Raw genomic sequence first — 17,826 nt, 5'->3', positions numbered from 1 at the left:
CAAGCTTCACTAGTACGGCATAATCACGTTTCTAGTGTGAGTACAATACTTCGCGGCTCTGCGCCTACCACGGCGTTAAGGTTGACAGAAATCCCAGTGGTGTCGTAAACTGTCCTCTTGGCCATAAACTTCACAGCGACGTCAATTGTGTGCTTAATATCGTGAAACTAGGTATAAACAAAGTTGTAGACGTACCGAGGAAGCCTCTTTCTTTTCTTGTAACGCTCAACGGAGTAACTCCCATAAAGGGGAGTAACGCCTTAGACCTAGGCAGAACCCTCGCAGGGAGGGGAGTAGGTCAGAGGAAAATATTGGATCATGGATAAGACGCACATGAAGCTGATCGACTTGTTTAAGCCAGGAGGGGTGTACTGGTACAAAGAAGGTATAAACGTAAAGGCGTTGGTATCCACCATAATTGGAGGTCTATTTTCGTTAGTAAGTGTTGCAATCCCTTCGTTATCGTTGGTATATGACTACGGATGGTATTTTGCGATATTAGTAAGCATGGTGACATTCTTGGTAATAAGCAGGCAAGAAAAAGAAAGGTGAGTGTTTCACTTTTTTTACATTTTTGGTCTTCGACACGCTTTGTTAACACAAATTATAGTAGTTTTTAAGTATACACTCGGAAGACTGCCCACCCAATAGGAGACCTGCTTTCAGGCGAGTAAGATTTTTAGAGATGTGAATCCAGCTATCGGGCTCGAAGGAATCCAATGGTTGAGGGCTAGGCCCCTACATTTGGCAGTGGGTGGATGGTATATTAAACAGAATAAAATTATAAATATACAGCTCTCATAAAAAACTACGAAGTTCATATTCATGGATGAAAGTATGGAAAGAAAGTTGAAGGTCTATGCAGAGTCTGCTGTTACAGTAAATCTAGAAGAGTTGAAGAGACTAGAGGAGTTTAATGAAGTCCTAGAGAAATACGGCTGTGTAGGAGTGACTGAAATACATATGAAAGAGTTTGTAGTAGTTTAGAAAGTCTCAAATTTTTGCACTGACTTTAAGTCAAAGGATAAAGAAGAGATAGCCAGGCCAGTAGGACAGCTTTTGTACGAGTTGATGGAAAAAATTACTGGCCTAAACGTTCTTTTCACGACGGCTATAGTTTCAAGTCCCTTCCCTAAAAACATAGGACTAAGATTAGCGTACAAGTTCGTTCTGGAAAGAGCCGTTCCGGTAATAAAGAAAGGACGACACGATATATAAGCCCAACGCGCTGGGCTCACGTCGTCAGCTTTTCTCAATAATCTACACAATGAACACAATAACTAGGTGAAAGTCTCCTTATCCTGCGCAACGTGATTTACTCGAGATGATAGGGAAACCAAGTTTAAGTAGGCCAATGAAATTGTCACACATAGAATTAGAGATTTTAACTTGAAACTTGATTCCTTTGGGACCCCGCAGACCATTTAGCAAACTTATTTACTTCTAGTTAACAGAGAAGGTGTGGAGGAAGTTACACGCCTTATTGAGGTAAGGACAGACGTTGACGAGGTCATGAAGTTCTTGGAAAATCCCTATAACTTGTTGAAGTACGTCCCCCACTTCAAGGAGTTGAGGAAGCTTAAGGAGGACGAGTGGGAGCTCACCGTCTCCTGGGTCTTTACGGTAAGCCTCGTGGTGACGAGGGAGATACGCAAAAACGAGGTGGTCTACTACGTCAAGAAGTCCCTCGGCCCCCTAAAGTTGGACTCAAGCCTGAAGTTCTCCCTGAAACCAGTAGGTCACGAGACGTTCGTAGAGCTAACTTGGAAGTACGAGGGGCCCTTTGAGGCTTTGGCAAAAAAGGTCGCAGAGGAATTGTACGTAGATGGGGTTGAGAGGTTCAAGCGGGAAGTGGAGAGGGCGAGGGTGGCCGAGGAGGCGAGGAGGGAAGTAAAAGGGAAGGGAGGAGGGAAAAAGATGAAGGAGAGAAAGTTGGACAGGTTTACCCTCGAGCTTTCAGCGGTGACCGGCGAGCCCCTTGTGGTAAATAGGGAGGAGCTGGACGAGCTCGTGCTCATGGTCCTCGAACTCAGCTTTTCGATGCCTCTCCGACTTACTTTGGACGACGGTACACACGTGGTGGAACTTAGGATAGATGAAGGGGGAATAGTGCAAAGAGTAGGGGAAATGGACTCGCTGCAAGGGGAGATAAAGGTCAAGGTTATGAAGGACGTCAGGTAAAGGAGCACCTAGCGTCCTTATCGTACCTACAGCTAGGTTTAAACTGGTTAAGGCAATTCCCTTGCGGGGACTCAACGGTGTTCCTCACATCTTGACGAAACAGACCTAAATAGCAACGCCTTTACCCAGATAACGAGATAGGAGGAGGAGCTAGCGTATACGCTTCAAGAGAGGAGCGGAAGGCAAAGACCACCATTGAAAATGATGCCTTTAAGAGCAACCCTTTCACTCTCTCCGTCCTCCCCCACCCTTATGACTTATTACCTTGGAATGAGAGCATATGAGTGTAGGGGTCATAGGGTTTGCTACACGGTCACGGTTATATACCCCATTCTCGACTTTTATTTATGGACGACCTAGTGAAGCAGGTAAGAGAGATAGTGGACTACTTCTTGTACAAGCTAACCAAGAAGGTAGAGCTCACTGACAAGGACAGGGAGATCCTGGTAAAGGTGTTGCTGGAGTTTGAGAAGCTGGTCGAGGACCAGGTGAGGATGAACGAGAACTTGAAGAGGCTGGAGGAGGGGCTGGCGAAGTACGAGAGCGAGTACGAGGAACTAGGCAGGAGGGCGAAGGAGTTGGAAGAGAGGGTAAGGAACTTGGAGAGGCTGATCTTCCAGCAGAAGTACAACTGAGTCTTGGCTCAGGGTAAGCGATAGCTTATAAACCCTCTGAAGGAAATAAGTTAGAGCTCCTGGGACTTACACGAGGGGGACTTCCCCTGTGAGCTCCTTGCCGCGCAAGAGGGTTGTCAGACCGGATGCATCCCGAAAGGGATTGAAAGGTACTAAGGAGTCCCCTTATCTTACCAAGGGACCCTTAAGCCTGTCTGGGTGAGTGAGGAGGTAGGGCCCTGCAGCCCCCCTACCACAGATACCCGGCTGGGGGTGATTTCTGCTTGCTGAGACCCTTACGCTCTTCCCTTCCACCGAGACAGTGATGCCACAAGCGTTCTTACACATGTAGCACCTCTGGAAGACCATGGAGTAGTTTCTTCCTTATCGGATATAAGCATTAAAGCACAGAGATAAGGCTCCTTGTCTTAGGCTAAGTAATGACTATCTGGTAACCCTTTTCAACTAGGTCGGTAAACGCGTAGTGGTGCTCCTCGTCTCCTATGAGCTTAACTTGTGAGGATACCTTCTCCTTGACGTTCAGGTGAGGGGGAGAGGCGCAGTAACCGCACGCACCCAGTATTATCCCCTTCTTGAGTGCTCTCTCATACGCAGGCCTCAAACCCTTGTAGGGGCTCTCGGAAATGGGTATCTTAACGCCGAGGCCGTCGAAGTATACCAAGGAGTCGTGTCCCTTGTCCGCTAGTTCAACGGCGTAGTGTAGGGCGTGGGATGCTTTAATTGACTCCGACAAGCTTGATGGGTCGTCCATTATCACGAAAAGGATCTTCATAAACTATGGTTAATCGCGAAAATTTTAAGATTTTCCCCAAATAACGTGGGGCTACTCTTTTTCAGAAGTTGGGGCGGGGATTTCCTTTTTGCCGTTGAGCTAGGCATACTTTTCAATGGCGGTCAAATTGACGCGCTACTTGCGAGGTTGAGCTCTGACGCTGACCTCTTCCCCACCCTAAAGGGCAAGGCTCTCGTTCTTTTCGTCAAAACAAGATAGCACACATCTATCTTAACCAGCTACCGATAAAAATTGTCTATTATATAAATTGTTTTAAAGACAAAGTTTTAACTTAAATTCATATATATATCTTTTGCTTGTTCTATCACCGTAAAACTTTGCATCTTTTAGCTAGCTTAGCGCGATTATTATAAAATATATTGATTTAATTCAGGTAAATTGATGAAAAGATTCTATTATATTACGGAATTTAAGTCAAAAATATTAACACTTTTAATTAATCTCACCCCAAGTGAAGGCTAGATGATAAGCAGGATACTGCCGGTGGTAGGAGGTGTAATAACCCTAATAGCGGGAATAGTGGACCTAGTGACTGGCACCAGTTAGACCGCTACCTCTACGGACTAAAAGTAGAGGGAGGCAACGCGTTGGTATACCTAAGATGGGAATAGTCTCCGGGCTGAGGACGCTGTACGGTACCTACAAGAACGACAGGGACTTCCTGGTAGCTGGCAGTGCCCTTGGACTAGCTATCCCAACTGAGTTTTCCCTCCTGAGCTCAATAGGAGGTCTTGTAATGAAGAAGGACAAGCAGGCCGTCAAAGGCTAAACCTCTTTGTTTACTGCCTTTTACCCTTTTTAATCCCTTTGTGAATGCCCGTACCTTAGTTTAATCGAGGTTTTCCAGTAAAGCCAGGAAAACTTTCTTCAGCTTTTTGCCCTTTGTGGATCTCAAGAAAAAGGGAGAAATTTGCCGTTTGTTAAGAGTTCTAGATTTTGTCAGCAAAGTTTAAAATTTTGCTTTTAGAAAATAGATGTATGAAACGCTACGTGTTTTACATGAGTAACAACGTGAGGAGGCAAATTTACAGCGAGGCATTGAGGTACTTACCTCCCGATAAAATTAGGGAGATAGTAGGGGAGCAGAAGAGGACAATGTTCTGGAGGAGTAGGGCCAGGGTCTCGGACGATGCCATAGATAAGCTAATAGAGAACCTCCCTCCACAGGCTAAGTTGGAGATACTAGCGGTAATTGAGAAGGACTTAAAGGAGGCACTGAACTCCGTAGAGAGGGAAATGAAGGAACTTGAGGAGAAGTATAAGTTGAAGGTCAAGTAGAATTGTAGGCCTACCCGACCTAGGCGTCTAGTCTTCCTAGCGAGGGGATGTTCAAGGTACTTATGTTGATGCATCCCGAAAGGGATTGAAAGTAAGAGTTAAGTACTAGATTATGATCTAATATGTAATAAAAGATGCATCCCGAAAGGGATTGAAATGAAGTAGTTCAATCCGCCTATGATGTTGTAGGAAACGCCCATTGCGTTATAGTGCGTGAGGGCGTAGAACTCAGAAGTGAAGTTCGACTTTGCGTTGAACTCGTTGAAGTTGCTGAACACTATGGTGGAGTTGTACGCCACATATTCGGATTTATCGTCAAGATCCCGTACCTCAACATGGTCGGTATTGTCGCTGAGAAAGGTATGGAATGCTTCTTGACCACGAACCAGCTATATACCTTTGCCCAAGCCCCGGCTAGGACTTCCTCACTCTCCCCCTTATCAGCCTAAGCATAACGTCGGAAAAGCTCTTCCCTTCACTCTTCTCCTTTAAGAGGCTCTCGTAAGCCTCGTTATGTGTGGTCATGGTCTTTACCATGTTTAAACGAGTAAAAAGTTGGCTCAAGGTTTAGCTCACGTTATAGTCTCAGGCATGGTGAAACCAGTGAAGATATCGACGACCATCTTCTGCCTCAAACTCAACACTTCCGCAGGCTAACCTCGTTGGAGCTTGGAATACTTTCTTATAGCGACTAGAGACATGACCTTTTCCTACTGGATCTTCTTAGTGGTTAAGTCTAGACATCTACGTCCGTGACCACGAATTTTTAGTGAAAAGTCGAAATGCAGAGATCGATGAAGGAAACCGTTATATTCGTGAGATGGGTATCTAGGGTGATGAGCGGACTGAGGGTTGAAAGGCTGAAGAGGAGGGCCAGGAGGTTCTTAGACGACGCCAATGAGGACCTAGCCAAGGGGTATTACGACGTCGCGTTGTTTCACGTAGAACAGACTATCCAACTGTACGTCAAGGGGGTAATACTCGAGCTCTTCGGTAAGGAGTACACTGGCCATGGTGTAAGGGAGCTGTTGAGCTACTTAGCTAAGCTGTTGGACGAGAATGGGTACAAAGAGCTCTCGTTGAGGGTCTCGGAGTTCACTAGGGAGAACAGGCTCAACTTGCTGAAGATAGAGGACGCCTACATAAGCTCTAGGTACGAGGACGTGGAGTACGACGTCAAGGAGGCCGAGGAGTCGCTGGGGCTTGCTGAAAAGCTGATAGCCCTCCTGGACGAGGTGGTGGACCGCGTCAAGCTGGGTTAAGTACAAGTTTGAGCACTTAAGGAGGTGGAGGGAGTACGCCGAGGAAGTGGCGAGGGCCACCAAGGACTTGTGCCCCGAGTGTAAGGTCTACGTGTTCGGCGGGGTGGCTGAGGGGAGGGTCACAGTGCTGAGCGACATAGACGTCCTGGTAGTCTCTGAGAGGAAGCTGAGCGACAGGGAGGTCAAGGAACTGAGGATGAATATAATGCTCAGGGCGATGGACATCTACAACCTACCGTTTGACGCCCCTGTGGAACTCCACGTGGTGGACAAGGAGAGGGCAGAAAAATACTTCAAGGTGGCTAGGAAGCTCGTAGAGATCAACGTCTATTAGGTTAGGAAGAATGGATGTAAAAGTCGACAACTAGAACGGTATAACCTACCTTCTTTGCTCAGAATAAGCTAGGGACAAGGGGAAGCAATGGAGGACACTGAACTGGAAGGCAGTACGATCTTATTGAGACTCCTCAAACGTAGCTGGAAAAACTTAAGTGTATTCAAAGGCTCCCAATACTCGCAAAACCGCTGACCGAGCCTTATACGAGGAAACGCGGAAAACGCGAATAGGCAAGATCTGTGTTGGCACTAACGTTTTCGTCTATTGGCTCTACGAAAACTTGAACTTTCTAAGGGATGAAGTTGGAATGGCTTATAGCGAGAGAGGGACAAAGAGAACAAGTACTTTACGTTAACCAGTATGACGTTTTAGACCTTAACACTCAATGATCGCTGACAGGACCTTGCTCAAGGATGACAGAGTGACGCTCTTCCAAATACCATCCAAGAGTCGAGCACCCTTCTGCCTTTCCTTCTATTTAGATTTTTGGTATAACGTGAATCTGAATTCTTAATAGTTCCTTAAAATAGTCTCACTATTGAAGTTGTTACTAATCATTGTTTCCAAGAGTTAAAAAAGAAAGATATTTCTATCCCTATGTCGGAGTGTGGCAGGTGCGGGATAGACTGCACAAAGTACGCAACTGGTTACGTCCCAACGCGTGACGAATTCACCTCCTCAAATATAAACATAAAGGAAATAGAGAGGGCTTTTAACGAAAAAATCGAAAAACCCTGAGATGATGAGGTTGTTGCCGGAGGACTGGCCGAAATGGGGAAAGCAGTCCCCCATAAGGAATCCTTCGCAGGTGTGTTACGAGCGCCTGGCCGTTCATTGCTGTGAATACCCAAACCGAGGCACAATATTTTATAACGTAGACAGGATTGAGAACTACGTTAATGAACTCGCTAGCCCAGTGGCGCTGTCCACGGTCAACTTCTTATCCAAGACCTTAGACAGAGACTTCATGCACAGTTGGGTGAAGAAACAGGGCCCTAGGGGGATCTTGTTTAGAATTATAAAAGGGGCAGTGAGGGTAATGACTACCATCTCAATAGTCCTACACGAGAGGCTCCACTGGGCTGACAGGTGTAACGTTAACGTTGACGTGTGCGATGGAGAGGCCAGGACCACAGCTTACTCTATAAAGATAACTATTGACTTCGTCAAGGGAAAGAGGTTAGAGGACTGAGAAGCCCAGCCAATCATTCCAGACCCTTGCTTCTTAACGCTAAGGTATGTGTGGTACTGGTTGCCCTTACGGCCAGAATTGCCGTGGCCGGATATTATCTATCCGTTTATCTTTTATGAAGACTTAACATTGCTCTTTGCCCTTGAACTCTCCGTTGAGTCAATAGTTTTGCTTAACTCCAAGATGCCCTGCTACTCTAAGTTCTACAAGCACTTGAGTGTGAAGCAGAGACTAGGGTCAATCAAGGTGAACAATAAAGGCGATGTGGTAAGACTAGAGCTACCTTGGCTGGGCGTTGAGGTTGTTTTTCACGATCACGGACCCCACGTGCACGTACATAGGTTCGATATTAACGACAAACTCGACCTGAAGAATTTGACCCCCTCGCCACCTAAGGGCGAGCCCCGAGAAGTGTGGGCCCCTTGCACTTCTTAGACGTAGGTAAGGTATTTACCATAACTCAATTACACATTGTGACCTCTAGTGGAATATCAGTGTCGAGGTTCTATCTTTACGTGATTTTCGGAAACACCGAAATTCTCTTAGACCCCAGTAAAGGACTAGAGGTAGCCAGGGTATCGCCCAAAGGGGAGAGGGTGAGGACCCCTACTGAGGCTGGAGAGGCGGAGTGGAGGCCTGCGTTTCTAAAGGAACTGTCTACTGGATACAAGATATACCTCCATCTACCCTTCCCCCACTATCCCTTCAAGATGATATGCTCTGATGGCATGTGCTTCGAGGAGCCGAGGAACGCGGAATGGATTACGCATGACCGTCTAGTAGCACCCGGAGGTAGGGTATCAATGAGGGAAGGCGGAATCCTAGAGGTAATTAATCCGTCTATGGAAAGCTGGACAGCGCTTAAGATTAAGGGCGTCTGGGAGCTCATGTCTATACCGCCGAACCACGCGCTGTACGTTATGCCTAACACGTGCTGGGTTAACAGGAAAGACAAGAAGACCTACTGCTACTATTAACACGCGTTCCAGCTAGCTCTATGACCTTACGTCGTAACTTAGGGTTTTCCTAGTTATCCTTTTCGCTAAGCGTGACACTAAGTGGAATTCCCTCTACAACAGCACGTAGCCGAAGATAGCAACTGATGGCTGACCGGCAAAAACTTGTAGATAAGTTTAGTAGTGGAGATATAGCCACGCAGACGCTTACCTCTTGGGTTAAGGGAAAATTAAAAACAATTCGACTACATTCTTTAGGTCTAGATGTAGATATAGCTATAATCTTCAACCAACCGATAAGGAGTATAAAGCCGTTAAGTAAAGGGGGTTGAATACCGCTTTTAGGTTATCTAAAATAGAGAAAGCTATTCAGATTCTTTTTTGAGTTTTTTGCTTGATGTATAGCTAGAATATTACAGTGTCTTCTCTCCTGACCACCACAGCTTCAAATAGTAGTTACGCTAGAAGCAATCATTGACCAACCCTCTTTAAACGACACTCGTTAATGCCATCTTAACCTCCTACGTCCTCTCAATTAACCTCTCCTTTACGTCGTCGACGCCAACCTCTCATGGAAGCCCCACGCATGCAAAGTGCAACTTGAGTCCCGTCCCATGATAACCTAGTCCTTCAGACGAGGGGTTATTAAGACGAGAGACGACGACCTATACGAGAAGTAGTCAAGACCAGGGAGACGACTAATGCAGGATCCATATCTGCTTTTCGAGGAGGGAGACCTTTCGACACCACTCACTGTACAAAGGCCAAATAGCTAACCAGCACATTTCACCTCATGGTAAAGCTTATAGCAAAATACAAGGCGCAGGGAAAGACCTACTCCTTCACGCTCGAGGGAGAAGAATCAAAGACCTACGAGGACTTAGAGCACTTGTTACAAATTATATGCGAGAAGATTGACGTAGAAGAGTATTCAGTCTCAGAGGTTCTCAACGTATTGTCGTTTGGTAAAATAGTGACGACCCTGGCCTTGAGCTCACTACTGCTCCCCAGCGACTTCAAGGCATCTTACGACCAAACAATGGATACAGCGGTAAAGACCATCTTGGGCACCTAGGTAGGCCTCACAATATGGGACATAGTAGATTCGACGATAGAGGTTGAAAGGGAGAAATTTGCCATAGAGTCTCCTTGCAAGCTAAAGGGAGACTTCTTAGCTAACTTGATCATGGAGTGGAAATGATAGTACCAGACACTTCTTTTCTTTACGCTTATTTGAACAGAGGAGATAAGAACCACTAGTTAACCTTAAAGGTAAGAGTGTGACAGAACAGTCCTTGCTGATGAACGTTTAGACCGCTTAATGGAGGTCGTGATCCTGGGAATATGAATGGTGTTCAAGCGAATGGTGAAAGATGTTTTTCTCAACTTTCGTATAAAAACCTGGTCTCTTACAGACCAAGTGAGACGTAAAACTGGTCTGGATTAGACTTATTACTCAGTCCCCTTAACGGATAATGTGGAGGACAGACTTAGGAGCTACATAGCAGAGTGGCTTACCTCACCGCTCCCAAACGTCATAAGGAGGGACGTCTCCCTCCCCCTGGACAAAGACTACGTGATAACGGTGACAGGAGGGAGGAGGAGCGGTAAGACCTTCGTCTCTTCCAAACCATCCAAGATGTGATTAACGGAGGCCTTGCTTCAAAGGACGAGGTGCTTTACCTCGACTTCGAGGACTACAGACTTAAGGGCTTTAAGGTAGAGGACCTGGACAGGGCCTTAACGGTCTTTGTTGAGCTTACAGGAAAGCAACCGAAGTACCTCCTCCTGGACGAGGTGCAGGTCGTGGAGGGATATGGGAGCTGGTTCAGGAGGAGGCTCAACTCCAGGGTATGCCTCTCCGGTTCCTCTTCCCTGCTCACACCCCTGAGGATAGCCGAGGAGCTGAGGGGGAGGAGCGTTAACTACGAGGTCTACCCCTCTCGTTCAGGGAGTTCCTCAGGTTTAAGGGCTTCAGGTTCGACAAACTAATGGAGTACACCCCTGAGAGGGGGAGGGTACTCTCCCTTCTCAAGGAGTTCCTGCACTACGGTTCTCTACCTGCAGTAGTCCTAGAGAAGGATGACAGGGAGAAGGTCAGGCTGTTGAAGTCTTACTTCGAATCCGTGGTGATCAGAAACTTTTCCTCGGTGAAGCCGACAATAGCATCGCTCTTCGCCAGCTACTTGGTCTCAAACTACGCTAGGCCCATAACAGTGAACAACGTCTATGCATACTTGAAAGGATTGGGACTTAAAGTAGGGAAGGAGACGGTCTTGGAGCTGTTCAACATGGCCAGGGAGACGTACTTCTCGTTTCCCGTGGAGGAGTTCAAGAAGAGCGAGAGGAAGAGGAAGGCAAACCCAAAGAAGCTATACTTGATCGACGTCGGGTACGTCACTGCTCTAGGCTTTGAGTCCTCGATCTCGCACGCCATGGAGAACTCCGTGTACTTAGAGCTCAGGAGGAGGGGGTTCAAGGACCAAGAGGTGTTCTACTGGAAGGGGAAGAGGGAGATAGACTTCGTTGTGGCGAAGAACTTCAACCCCACGACATTGATCCAAGTGACATATGCCACGGATAGAGTGGAAGAGAGGAAAGTGGAGGGGATACTGGAGGCCAAGTCCCAGCTCAAGGTAGACGACGCCTTGATCATAACCTGGGACTACTCTGGAGAGGTAAAGGGGGTGAGGGCTGTACCGCTGTGGAAGTGGTTGCTTGAGGACGACAAGGGCTGAGCACTGCTTTCACGGTGACGGTTGGGAGAGGGGGCCTAGTTTTTAGCGGGCCCACATCATGCCCTTCACCACGCGGGTAGCTGGGGTGCAGCGGTTAGGCTGTAAGAGCACTGTTGTGGTTATTCTTAGTTGGGTAAATCCTCTGAAGACGTCGGAGGAAGGTAGGAGGTCGCTCGGGTAGAGCTCAAGGGCCTTCTGTATATCCTTGCCGGGGTCAACACTCGAAAGGCCAACGTCGTTACGAGAAGACGGGACGCGGAAGCCCTCCCCGTGAAGTCCGCGTTGGCCTATCCTTCCCACAGCAAGTACTCCTATGACAACAATCCACTGACTTCAGGGAGTAGTGTGTCCGAACCTAATCGCCTTGAAGACGCGAGACAAGGTAGTGACCACGCTACAGCTCAAGGCCTTTATGGAGTCCAGATCGACCAGGTCCTCCTTCTTTCTCCTTATCATTATGTTGAAGTCAACAACCGTCGCGTTCTAACTACCTCGGCCTAAGGTTCTCCCTGAACCTCGCGACCTTCTCCATTTTCGACCTCCTCATCGGTAATGGCGCCGAACATCCTGTTCAAGGCCTCCTTCTTTTGGCGCAGTAGAATTCCATAAAAACTTTCTTTTCCTCTCATCCACTTCCCCAGATTTCCTTAACCTTTCTCCGAACAGCGTTAGAGCCTTGTAGACCTTTCATACAAGCCAAACACGTTGACCCATATAATGCTCATAACTTTAAGTGATGAAAACGGATCCTCGCTCTAATTCCTATTCTGTAGCGGTATTTCCCACACGTATTAAGCAATAATCCCATAAAGTATTTAGAAGACTACTCAATAGCAGTAAGACGGTACTTCTCGAGCCAAGGGAGGAGAGAGTTCATGCCACCTGTTCTTCAGCTAGGGGTTCTATAAGGGGTAGATCTTTCATAGGACTTCATGATATTTGATATTAATCCTCGACCTCCTTCCCCCTATCCTACTACTTATGCCACCTATGGGAGCTGAACTCCATACGAGGACATGGGGAGTTTCATTTGATGCCCTTCCCTACATTACACTGCTCTTAGGCTTCATTGTGCACCCTCAAAATAAAAAGCATATAGGCTTTTGCACGGAGTACTGACCCCCTTATATAAACTATTTAAGTGCTAAAGGAGAGTAATTAGTAATGGCTGAGGACATCGTTAGGGCTTTGGTCAGCAACGACGAGTTCGCCAGAAAAGTAGCCAACATGCTGTACGAGAAGATAAGAAACGACATTGTCCTGAACAAATTTGACGATATCTACAAGATACTTAACGAACTGACTAACGCGGTTCAAAGGAACACCGACCACATAGTCCTTTTGTGGGAGAAAATGGACCAGAACGACAGGACAATGAGCAACATCCTGCAGACAATCAAGGACAACACAGAGTCGATAAGGGAAATGCAAAACGAGGTCAAGAATTTAAATGTTGTGACTCAGAAACATACGGAAATAATTGAAAATCTTCAGAAAAATATTGAGGCGCACACGAAGGCCATTGAGGCTATGCAGAGGACGATCGAGAAACAAGGCGAAGTGATTGAGGCGCACACGAAGGCCATTGAGGCTATGCAGAGGACGATCGAGAAACAAGGCGAAGTGATTGAGGCGCACACGAAGGCATTAGACACCCAATCTAGGGCAATAGAGGCGTTGCAGAAAGCGATCTTGAAACTGAGCACCGAAATAGGAGCCTTTACCAACAGGGCTGGTAAGGGACTGGAGAGAGCAATAATGAACGTGTATAGAGAGGCGTTAAAACTCCACGGCGTAGACCCAAGCAACGTCAAACACGGAAAGATAAAGGACACCATAGGCGTAGTGGACAAGGACAAGGAGTTCGAAGTGGACTTTTACGAGACCGACGATTACGTCTACGTGTTCGAGGTGAAGAACTACGCTGACGAGGGGGTCTTGGAGCAGATGAGGAACAGGGTAAAGCTGTTTTCCGCCATCTACAAGAAGCCGGTGAAGTTCTTCATCGTGTCAAACTACATCGAGAAGGACGTCAAAGAGGAGGCTGAAAAGGAGGGAGCTATAGTGATCACTTCTCAGGTAATAGAAGAGGAGCAGTAAGACGATAGTGTGTCACTGGAAATCTCCTCTGCCTTAACTTTAATGACAACAGTTCGCATTTTTAATGGGTTTGACATTTCCATGGGGGCTAGGATACTTCGAAGCTCAGTAATGACGGTCGATAAGCGGGCTTCTCACGTGGCTGTGTCAACGTTAGCGCAGGAACTTTGTCACTAACTTGAGAGCGCTTTAGTCTCCTCAAGAAGCTTTATAGTTTTTTAAACAGACTATCTTACGTAGAAGGAGAGTTAGAAAAGTACGCCAAGTTTCTAGAGGACTATGCCAAATACTTGAAGGAACGCGGTAGACCCGTGATTGACATACCCTTAACCCCAGAGGAGCTTCTGTCAGAGGCTTCTAGGATAAGGGCCATGTCTAGGGTCCACGCAGAGGACGTTTGGATACGCGTTGACCTAAAGGAGGGCGAAGCTAAGCACTGGGCTCACGTGGAGGGGGAGGTGGTAATCGAGATGGACAAACTGTACAGGCCGTCGAGGTTCTAGATAGAGGTAAAGGACGTGATGGACAGCGGAAAAAGTGTTGAAGCTTGCTGGTCTTCTCTGAGCACCTAAACGACATAAGGAACTACATGAAAAAGTTCAACGACGTGGACCCTTTAGGGACCGAGGTGATCTCGTTCCTAGAGAGAGTTAAGGGGACACCCCAAGTACATAACGTGAGAAGGGGGAAGTTGAGAGATGGAGGGTGATCGTACATTTCAAGTCCTGCGCGAAAATAAGGTACGTGATCGCCAAAAACCGGGACGACGAACTGGTTTTAGTCACGGCACACCTCGACGCTGACAATTACGTTGAGTTCCCCGGCTACTGAAGTGCTTGATTTCATGAAGTATTATGAAGAGAAAGTACCATCTAGACACCGACGCTATGGCGACTAAACCCTGTGTTGTGACTTAATCTCCGTCAAAGAAATGGCCCTGGCGATCCACAAGAGATTCCTTGAGTATTCTGAGAGAGGCAAAAATTAGGGGCATAGGGCTATAAAAGGTTCTTAAACCTGGCGTCATCTCGACCTAGAAACACCGTGTTCCTAATACTCTCTAGAACACGGCGTTCACCTTGCTTTTCAGCTCCTCGTCGTTGCTCACCATCTCTAGCCCGTTTTCCGCTGCCGTCGCCACGTGTATGGAGTCCTCAACGTCCAGTTTATACTTCAGCATAACCTCCGCTATCTTTTCCCAAGGAGGCAGGTCAAGGTATTTGACTCCCATAGAGTTGAGGGCGTCGAGTACGGTCTTCAAGAGCTCGTAGTTCCTCAAAGACCTTCCAAGGACCTTACCAAGAACCACTGTGACCAAGAAGGGAGTTACCGAGGAAGTGTACCTCTCGTCAGTGTTGAAGAGCCAAGCCATGGCCTTAGATCCGTTTTTCGTGTCCCCCGTCAAGTAGTAGACGAACACGTTGACGTCGAAGTACCTAGATGTCATCCCTCATCAACTCAGAGAGGGATTCCTCCAATAACTCGTCCACGTCTGCGTCCCCTAAGTCTTTCCTAAATACGCCGTAATACTTACGAAGATCCTCAACCACAGGCTCCAGGATTATCTTGTTCCCCTCAAGCCTTACCCTCAGCTTCCTCGTCTTTATCCTCTCCCTGATCTCCTTCGGTATCGTGATCCTTCCCCTCTCGTCCATGACTGCGATTTCTTCCTTCATATTTACCCACTATGTTACCCATACTTATAAGCTTTGAGTAACGCTGAGTTAGGTCGCGCCTTAGTGAACGACGCCAAAGGCCCTCCAAAGTCTGAACTAGGGGTTCATCGTAGGTACCACGACTCAACTATGGGTTCTTACGTCCTCTTTTCTGCCACCTCAGCGTAGCTTCACGAGTCCATAATTTGTCCTTAACCCCGTGGCATCTCTGGACGCGTGACGTAAGCTCCAAGACCCAGTATGTGCACACGTAGGTCTTCACAGGGGCCAGACTGTCCTCGCTTTTACAGCCCATTCCTCATGCCGTGCACCCTGACCTTACTCCGAAGTTGTTAAAGGACTGAGGGTCTTTCTAGCTCGTGGACGTGAGTAGGACTTTACGAAGGAGAGGCTAATTAAAAGACGTTTGTAAGCAATGCTTCTAACGCTACTCATAATTCGCGAGGAGGTGTTAGCGACAAACAACCGCCAGACAACGGTGCCGGAGTCAGTAACGTAAAGGGGCCACGTTCAGCTAGTTGTTTGTTCCTGGTCTACTTGAGAGGGCAGAGTTAGTCCTCCCCAATGGGGCTCTTAAAGGTTTTACATGATCTTGAAGGACAGGGAGTCTCATAACGTATCGCACTTGACGCGCTAGTGTCCACTACTTCCCACGCTCTTAACGTAGTTGACTATCATGGGATCAACGACCTTGCATTCCCCTCTCCACCTTCTCCACGATCCCGTAGTTTGTCAAGCTCTTAATCGCCTGCATCTTCCTCCACTCTGACTCGTTCACTTCCGACAGCCTCCCTTGGGCCAGAATCAACTTGTACAGCACCTTCCTCGTTGAAGGCGAGAGCCTTTTGAGGTCGTTCTCCACGCTCACCTTCACGTTCTCGTCGAGGGGGAGCCTTGACACCACCTCCTCGACTGTCCACCTCTTGTAGGCGACCCTTATCCCAACTAGGTTGAGTCACGCTGGGAAGCAGTCGATGAAGTCGACCAGTCTTTCCACGTCCCCCTTGTTTACCACCTTGACTCCCCCAATCTTAAACCCCTCCTCGAGGAAGGACACGGAGGTCTCCCTCTCAAAGGGCATTACCCCCATCACGTAGAAGAAGTAGAAGGGCTCTCTCCTGTCCCCCACCATCGCCTGTAGCATCCAGACTTCAGAGCCAGAGACCACGTACGTCACGTTATTGTGGAACTGCCACTTTGCCCTCATCCTGTGAAACACTTCCGGGAGGCCTTGTTTTGCAAACCTCAAGTACTGGAACTCGTCTATTGCCACCGCTAGCTTTACCCAAAACTCCCAGCCAACACCTCTGGGATGTCTAGGGCTTGGGAGGACTCCTCGTCTATCCTCTTCCCCTTCTCCACCTTGTCCAGGAGAACCTCTATGGTAGAGGACACCTCATGCACGTTGAGGGTGACCTTAACCGCCCCCAAGACGTCCCTCAGCAACTTCACCTGTCCCTTAGCCTGGAGGAATAGCCTTTCCATGGTCGCCTTTAGTCCCTTCCGCGTCGAAAGGACCTGGTAGACGGCCTCGTTTACGTACTTGGCCACGAACTCGTTGAGGGCGAAGCCCTTCTCCCCCAACACGAAGTCCTCCGCGTTGATGAAGACCTTTGGCCTCCCCACACTCTTTAGGGCTGAGAGGAGGATTGAGATCTTCCCCACCCTCCTGACCCCCCACCACTGCCGTGGGCTGGTTTCCCTCGATTAACCTCACTAACGTGTCCACTTCCTTGTCCCTCCCGTAGGGGTTCTCGGTAGGCTTCCCGAACAAGAACCACATACTAGTGGTACCACTAGTTTAATAGCTTCGCCAAAGCTTTAACGCGGGGTTATCAGCCAGCTGAACAACCTCATGCTCAACGTGGATGGACTGGAGATGTTCCGCTGATAATCGTAAGGGAAGTACTTTCCAATTAACTTCTTGTAATTTAGAACCGAATCTGCATAGGTAGGTCTAAGTGGAAAGGCGTGTGGGGAAAGTGGGATTCTTTGGGAACGTTTGTGGAAGAGAACCCCACTGTTGTACCTCTTTGTTGGTGAGGTGGAAAAAGATTGGTAGAAGGGGGATCAATCAAGTTGCCACAAACTGTTCCCTTAATTGCGTTAACGTCTACGCCTTTAGGGTTGGGGGTGCCAAAAATCTTAGAAGCTTCTAGATGTCCTTTGGGAAAACCCCTTTAGATATCAAGTAGTAATACACGAGGCTAGTAACTGAGGAAAGCTCTTCCCTCTCGTAGTACTCCTCGATCAGTTCCTTGGCCCTCCTCATCGCGTTATCCTTCAACCTCTCCAAGTCGAAGCTGTAAGTGTTCACTATAGCTCCCCGTTAACTAATACGTTGACTAAGAAGGGGTCTTCGTTAACGAGCCTAGCGTATTACTTCCGACGAGACCGGTTGACGTGAACGTCATGTTAACACCCGTCTTCGAGAGGCATATGTCTTCAGCTTACCTCATAGCAAAGAAGGGACCAGAATTGGTAAATAACATTAAATGATAAAAAAGAAGACAAACCCGCCTGGCGGGGTTAAGGTTTTAAAGTATAAAAACGATTTCCTTTTATGACGCTTCCTTTGGTGAACTAAAGATGAGGAGCCAGATTACTCCCGCAATTCCGGAAGCGTCAAAACCGCAGTTGTGAGGCTCTTCCCTAGTGGTCATCAAAAGAGGAAATTG

Annotated in this window: 30 protein-coding genes and 1 pseudogene; 21 read left to right on the top strand and 10 right to left on the bottom strand. The window is 47.6% G+C overall.

All coding sequences use genetic code 11. The features are described 5' to 3' along the window. Positions 1-98: 98 nt before the first annotated feature. The 6 genes and pseudogenes from MPF33_10980 to MPF33_10955 all read left to right on the top strand — a co-directional run bounded on the left by MPF33_10980 (position 99) and on the right by MPF33_10955 (position 2,816). A pseudogene (locus MPF33_10980) lies at positions 99-107 on the top strand (hypothetical protein). 54 nt (positions 108-161) lie between these two features. Next, positions 162-326: a hypothetical protein gene (locus MPF33_10975; protein ID MCI2415743.1), complete on the top strand. Its 165-nt coding sequence runs from the start codon at positions 162-164 to the stop codon at positions 324-326. Beyond that, the gene (locus MPF33_10970; GenBank protein MCI2415742.1) at positions 319-552 is read left to right on the top strand and encodes a cytosine permease; all 234 of its coding nucleotides are present in this window, start codon (positions 319-321) and stop codon (positions 550-552) included. The genes MPF33_10975 and MPF33_10970 overlap by 8 nt, the downstream gene beginning before the upstream one ends. Positions 553-825: 273 nt before the next feature. After that, complete coding sequence (locus MPF33_10965; protein MCI2415741.1) at positions 826-987, top strand: hypothetical protein; 162 nt, start codon at positions 826-828, stop codon at positions 985-987. Between the two features lie 474 nt (positions 988-1,461). Further along, on the top strand, positions 1,462-2,181 hold the full coding sequence (locus MPF33_10960) for an SRPBCC family protein (GenBank protein ID MCI2415740.1): 720 nt from the start codon (positions 1,462-1,464) through the stop codon (positions 2,179-2,181). A gap of 347 nt (positions 2,182-2,528) precedes the next feature. Next, positions 2,529-2,816, top strand: coding sequence for a hypothetical protein (locus MPF33_10955; GenBank protein ID MCI2415739.1), 288 nt, complete (start codon positions 2,529-2,531; stop codon positions 2,814-2,816). A gap of 165 nt (positions 2,817-2,981) precedes the next feature. Here MPF33_10955 and MPF33_10950 read toward each other — a convergent pair whose 3' ends face one another. Then, positions 2,982-3,164, bottom strand: a complete 183-nt coding sequence (locus MPF33_10950) for a hypothetical protein (protein ID MCI2415738.1) — start codon at positions 3,162-3,164, stop codon at positions 2,982-2,984. A 64-nt stretch (positions 3,165-3,228) separates the two neighbouring features. Beyond that, positions 3,229-3,588, bottom strand: a complete 360-nt coding sequence (locus MPF33_10945) for a hypothetical protein (protein MCI2415737.1) — start codon at positions 3,586-3,588, stop codon at positions 3,229-3,231. 622 nt (positions 3,589-4,210) lie between these two features. Here MPF33_10945 and MPF33_10940 point away from each other — a divergent pair. Beyond that, positions 4,211-4,378, top strand: coding sequence for a hypothetical protein (locus MPF33_10940; GenBank protein MCI2415736.1), 168 nt, complete (start codon positions 4,211-4,213; stop codon positions 4,376-4,378). A 209-nt stretch (positions 4,379-4,587) separates the two neighbouring features. Further along, positions 4,588-4,887 carry a hypothetical protein gene (locus MPF33_10935; GenBank protein ID MCI2415735.1) on the top strand — a complete coding sequence of 100 codons (300 nt, stop codon included), beginning with the start codon at positions 4,588-4,590 and terminating at the stop codon, positions 4,885-4,887. 110 nt (positions 4,888-4,997) lie between these two features. Here MPF33_10935 and MPF33_10930 read toward each other — a convergent pair whose 3' ends face one another. Together MPF33_10930 and MPF33_10925 are read right to left on the bottom strand one after the other, a co-directional pair. Continuing rightward, entirely contained in the window at positions 4,998-5,186 is a 189-nt protein-coding gene (locus MPF33_10930; protein MCI2415734.1) for a hypothetical protein, read from the bottom strand. 115 nt (positions 5,187-5,301) lie between these two features. After that, a complete protein-coding gene (locus MPF33_10925; GenBank protein MCI2415733.1) occupies positions 5,302-5,412 on the bottom strand; it encodes an antitoxin VapB family protein in 111 nt (36 codons plus the stop codon). Positions 5,413-5,681: 269 nt separating this feature from the next. On the opposite strand from MPF33_10925, the gene MPF33_10920 reads away from it, so the two are divergent. The 13 genes from MPF33_10920 to MPF33_10860 all read left to right on the top strand — a co-directional run bounded on the left by MPF33_10920 (position 5,682) and on the right by MPF33_10860 (position 14,181). Next, entirely contained in the window at positions 5,682-6,149 is a 468-nt protein-coding gene (locus MPF33_10920; protein MCI2415732.1) for a HEPN domain-containing protein, read from the top strand. Between the two features lie 46 nt (positions 6,150-6,195). Beyond that, positions 6,196-6,483, top strand: a complete 288-nt coding sequence (locus tag MPF33_10915) for a nucleotidyltransferase domain-containing protein (GenBank protein ID MCI2415731.1) — start codon at positions 6,196-6,198, stop codon at positions 6,481-6,483. Between the two features lie 600 nt (positions 6,484-7,083). Continuing rightward, on the top strand, positions 7,084-7,224 hold the full coding sequence (locus tag MPF33_10910) for a hypothetical protein (GenBank protein MCI2415730.1): 141 nt from the start codon (positions 7,084-7,086) through the stop codon (positions 7,222-7,224). A 1-nt stretch (position 7,225) separates the two neighbouring features. Further along, the gene (locus MPF33_10905; protein ID MCI2415729.1) at positions 7,226-7,678 is read left to right on the top strand and encodes a hypothetical protein; all 453 of its coding nucleotides are present in this window, start codon (positions 7,226-7,228) and stop codon (positions 7,676-7,678) included. Positions 7,679-7,807: 129 nt separating this feature from the next. Beyond that, positions 7,808-8,113, top strand: a complete 306-nt coding sequence (locus MPF33_10900) for a hypothetical protein (protein MCI2415728.1) — start codon at positions 7,808-7,810, stop codon at positions 8,111-8,113. Continuing rightward, complete coding sequence (locus MPF33_10895; protein MCI2415727.1) at positions 8,101-8,655, top strand: hypothetical protein; 555 nt, start codon at positions 8,101-8,103, stop codon at positions 8,653-8,655. Before MPF33_10900 ends, MPF33_10895 begins: the two co-directional genes overlap by 13 nt. 772 nt (positions 8,656-9,427) lie before the next feature. Continuing rightward, positions 9,428-9,709: a hypothetical protein gene (locus tag MPF33_10890; protein ID MCI2415726.1), complete on the top strand. Its 282-nt coding sequence runs from the start codon at positions 9,428-9,430 to the stop codon at positions 9,707-9,709. 402 nt (positions 9,710-10,111) lie between these two features. Beyond that, on the top strand, positions 10,112-10,279 hold the full coding sequence (locus MPF33_10885; GenBank protein ID MCI2415725.1) for a hypothetical protein: 168 nt from the start codon (positions 10,112-10,114) through the stop codon (positions 10,277-10,279). Further along, complete coding sequence (locus MPF33_10880; protein MCI2415724.1) at positions 10,276-10,626, top strand: AAA family ATPase; 351 nt, start codon at positions 10,276-10,278, stop codon at positions 10,624-10,626. Before MPF33_10885 ends, MPF33_10880 begins: the two co-directional genes overlap by 4 nt. Continuing rightward, the gene (locus MPF33_10875) at positions 10,626-11,372 is read left to right on the top strand and encodes a DUF4143 domain-containing protein (protein ID MCI2415723.1); all 747 of its coding nucleotides are present in this window, start codon (positions 10,626-10,628) and stop codon (positions 11,370-11,372) included. Before MPF33_10880 ends, MPF33_10875 begins: the two co-directional genes overlap by 1 nt. A 1,164-nt stretch (positions 11,373-12,536) precedes the next feature. Further along, positions 12,537-13,472 (top strand): hypothetical protein, encoded by a 936-nt coding sequence (locus tag MPF33_10870; protein MCI2415722.1) that lies wholly within the window; start codon positions 12,537-12,539, stop codon positions 13,470-13,472. 290 nt (positions 13,473-13,762) lie between these two features. Then, on the top strand, positions 13,763-13,975 hold the full coding sequence (locus MPF33_10865) for a hypothetical protein (protein ID MCI2415721.1): 213 nt from the start codon (positions 13,763-13,765) through the stop codon (positions 13,973-13,975). A 44-nt stretch (positions 13,976-14,019) separates the two neighbouring features. Continuing rightward, positions 14,020-14,181 (top strand): hypothetical protein, encoded by a 162-nt coding sequence (locus MPF33_10860; protein ID MCI2415720.1) that lies wholly within the window; start codon positions 14,020-14,022, stop codon positions 14,179-14,181. Positions 14,182-14,532: 351 nt separating this feature from the next. Here MPF33_10860 and MPF33_10855 read toward each other — a convergent pair whose 3' ends face one another. The 6 genes from MPF33_10855 to MPF33_10830 form a co-directional block, all read right to left on the bottom strand. Beyond that, on the bottom strand, positions 14,533-14,919 hold the full coding sequence (locus MPF33_10855) for a type II toxin-antitoxin system VapC family toxin (GenBank protein ID MCI2415719.1): 387 nt from the start codon (positions 14,917-14,919) through the stop codon (positions 14,533-14,535). Further along, positions 14,909-15,148 carry an AbrB/MazE/SpoVT family DNA-binding domain-containing protein gene (locus tag MPF33_10850; protein MCI2415718.1) on the bottom strand — a complete coding sequence of 80 codons (240 nt, stop codon included), beginning with the start codon at positions 15,146-15,148 and terminating at the stop codon, positions 14,909-14,911. The genes MPF33_10855 and MPF33_10850 overlap by 11 nt, the downstream gene beginning before the upstream one ends. A gap of 682 nt (positions 15,149-15,830) precedes the next feature. Further along, entirely contained in the window at positions 15,831-16,052 is a 222-nt protein-coding gene (locus tag MPF33_10845; GenBank protein MCI2415717.1) for a hypothetical protein, read from the bottom strand. A gap of 51 nt (positions 16,053-16,103) precedes the next feature. Then, positions 16,104-16,421: a hypothetical protein gene (locus MPF33_10840; protein MCI2415716.1), complete on the bottom strand. Its 318-nt coding sequence runs from the start codon at positions 16,419-16,421 to the stop codon at positions 16,104-16,106. Between the two features lie 8 nt (positions 16,422-16,429). Beyond that, entirely contained in the window at positions 16,430-16,813 is a 384-nt protein-coding gene (locus MPF33_10835) for a hypothetical protein (GenBank protein MCI2415715.1), read from the bottom strand. A gap of 490 nt (positions 16,814-17,303) precedes the next feature. Beyond that, on the bottom strand, positions 17,304-17,465 hold the full coding sequence (locus tag MPF33_10830) for a hypothetical protein (GenBank protein ID MCI2415714.1): 162 nt from the start codon (positions 17,463-17,465) through the stop codon (positions 17,304-17,306). Positions 17,466-17,826: the final 361 nt, after the last annotated feature.

It is taken from the genome of Candidatus Aramenus sp. CH1 (assembly GCA_022678445.1).
GTDB lineage: Archaea > Thermoproteota > Thermoprotei_A > Sulfolobales > Sulfolobaceae > Aramenus.
This window is presented reverse-complemented; position numbering and strand designations above follow the sequence as displayed.

Coding starts and splice junctions, on each gene's coding strand:
- MPF33_10955 (MCI2415739.1), top strand. CDS start 2,529: ATGGACGACCTAGTGAAGCAGGTAAGAGAGATAGTGGACTACTTCTTG.
- MPF33_10855 (MCI2415719.1), bottom strand. CDS start 14,919: ATGACATCTAGGTACTTCGACGTCAACGTGTTCGTCTACTACTTGACG.
- MPF33_10940 (MCI2415736.1), top strand. CDS start 4,211: ATGGGAATAGTCTCCGGGCTGAGGACGCTGTACGGTACCTACAAGAAC.
- MPF33_10935 (MCI2415735.1), top strand. CDS start 4,588: ATGAAACGCTACGTGTTTTACATGAGTAACAACGTGAGGAGGCAAATT.
- MPF33_10905 (MCI2415729.1), top strand. CDS start 7,226: ATGATGAGGTTGTTGCCGGAGGACTGGCCGAAATGGGGAAAGCAGTCC.
- MPF33_10925 (MCI2415733.1), bottom strand. CDS start 5,412: ATGACCACACATAACGAGGCTTACGAGAGCCTCTTAAAGGAGAAGAGT.
- MPF33_10945 (MCI2415737.1), bottom strand. CDS start 3,588: ATGAAGATCCTTTTCGTGATAATGGACGACCCATCAAGCTTGTCGGAG.
- MPF33_10965 (MCI2415741.1), top strand. CDS start 826: ATGGATGAAAGTATGGAAAGAAAGTTGAAGGTCTATGCAGAGTCTGCT.
- MPF33_10950 (MCI2415738.1), bottom strand. CDS start 3,164: ATGGTCTTCCAGAGGTGCTACATGTGTAAGAACGCTTGTGGCATCACT.
- MPF33_10920 (MCI2415732.1), top strand. CDS start 5,682: ATGAAGGAAACCGTTATATTCGTGAGATGGGTATCTAGGGTGATGAGC.
- MPF33_10890 (MCI2415726.1), top strand. CDS start 9,428: ATGGTAAAGCTTATAGCAAAATACAAGGCGCAGGGAAAGACCTACTCC.
- MPF33_10970 (MCI2415742.1), top strand. CDS start 319: ATGGATAAGACGCACATGAAGCTGATCGACTTGTTTAAGCCAGGAGGG.
- MPF33_10910 (MCI2415730.1), top strand. CDS start 7,084: ATGTCGGAGTGTGGCAGGTGCGGGATAGACTGCACAAAGTACGCAACT.
- MPF33_10870 (MCI2415722.1), top strand. CDS start 12,537: ATGGCTGAGGACATCGTTAGGGCTTTGGTCAGCAACGACGAGTTCGCC.
- MPF33_10875 (MCI2415723.1), top strand. CDS start 10,626: ATGGAGTACACCCCTGAGAGGGGGAGGGTACTCTCCCTTCTCAAGGAG.
- MPF33_10850 (MCI2415718.1), bottom strand. CDS start 15,148: ATGAAGGAAGAAATCGCAGTCATGGACGAGAGGGGAAGGATCACGATA.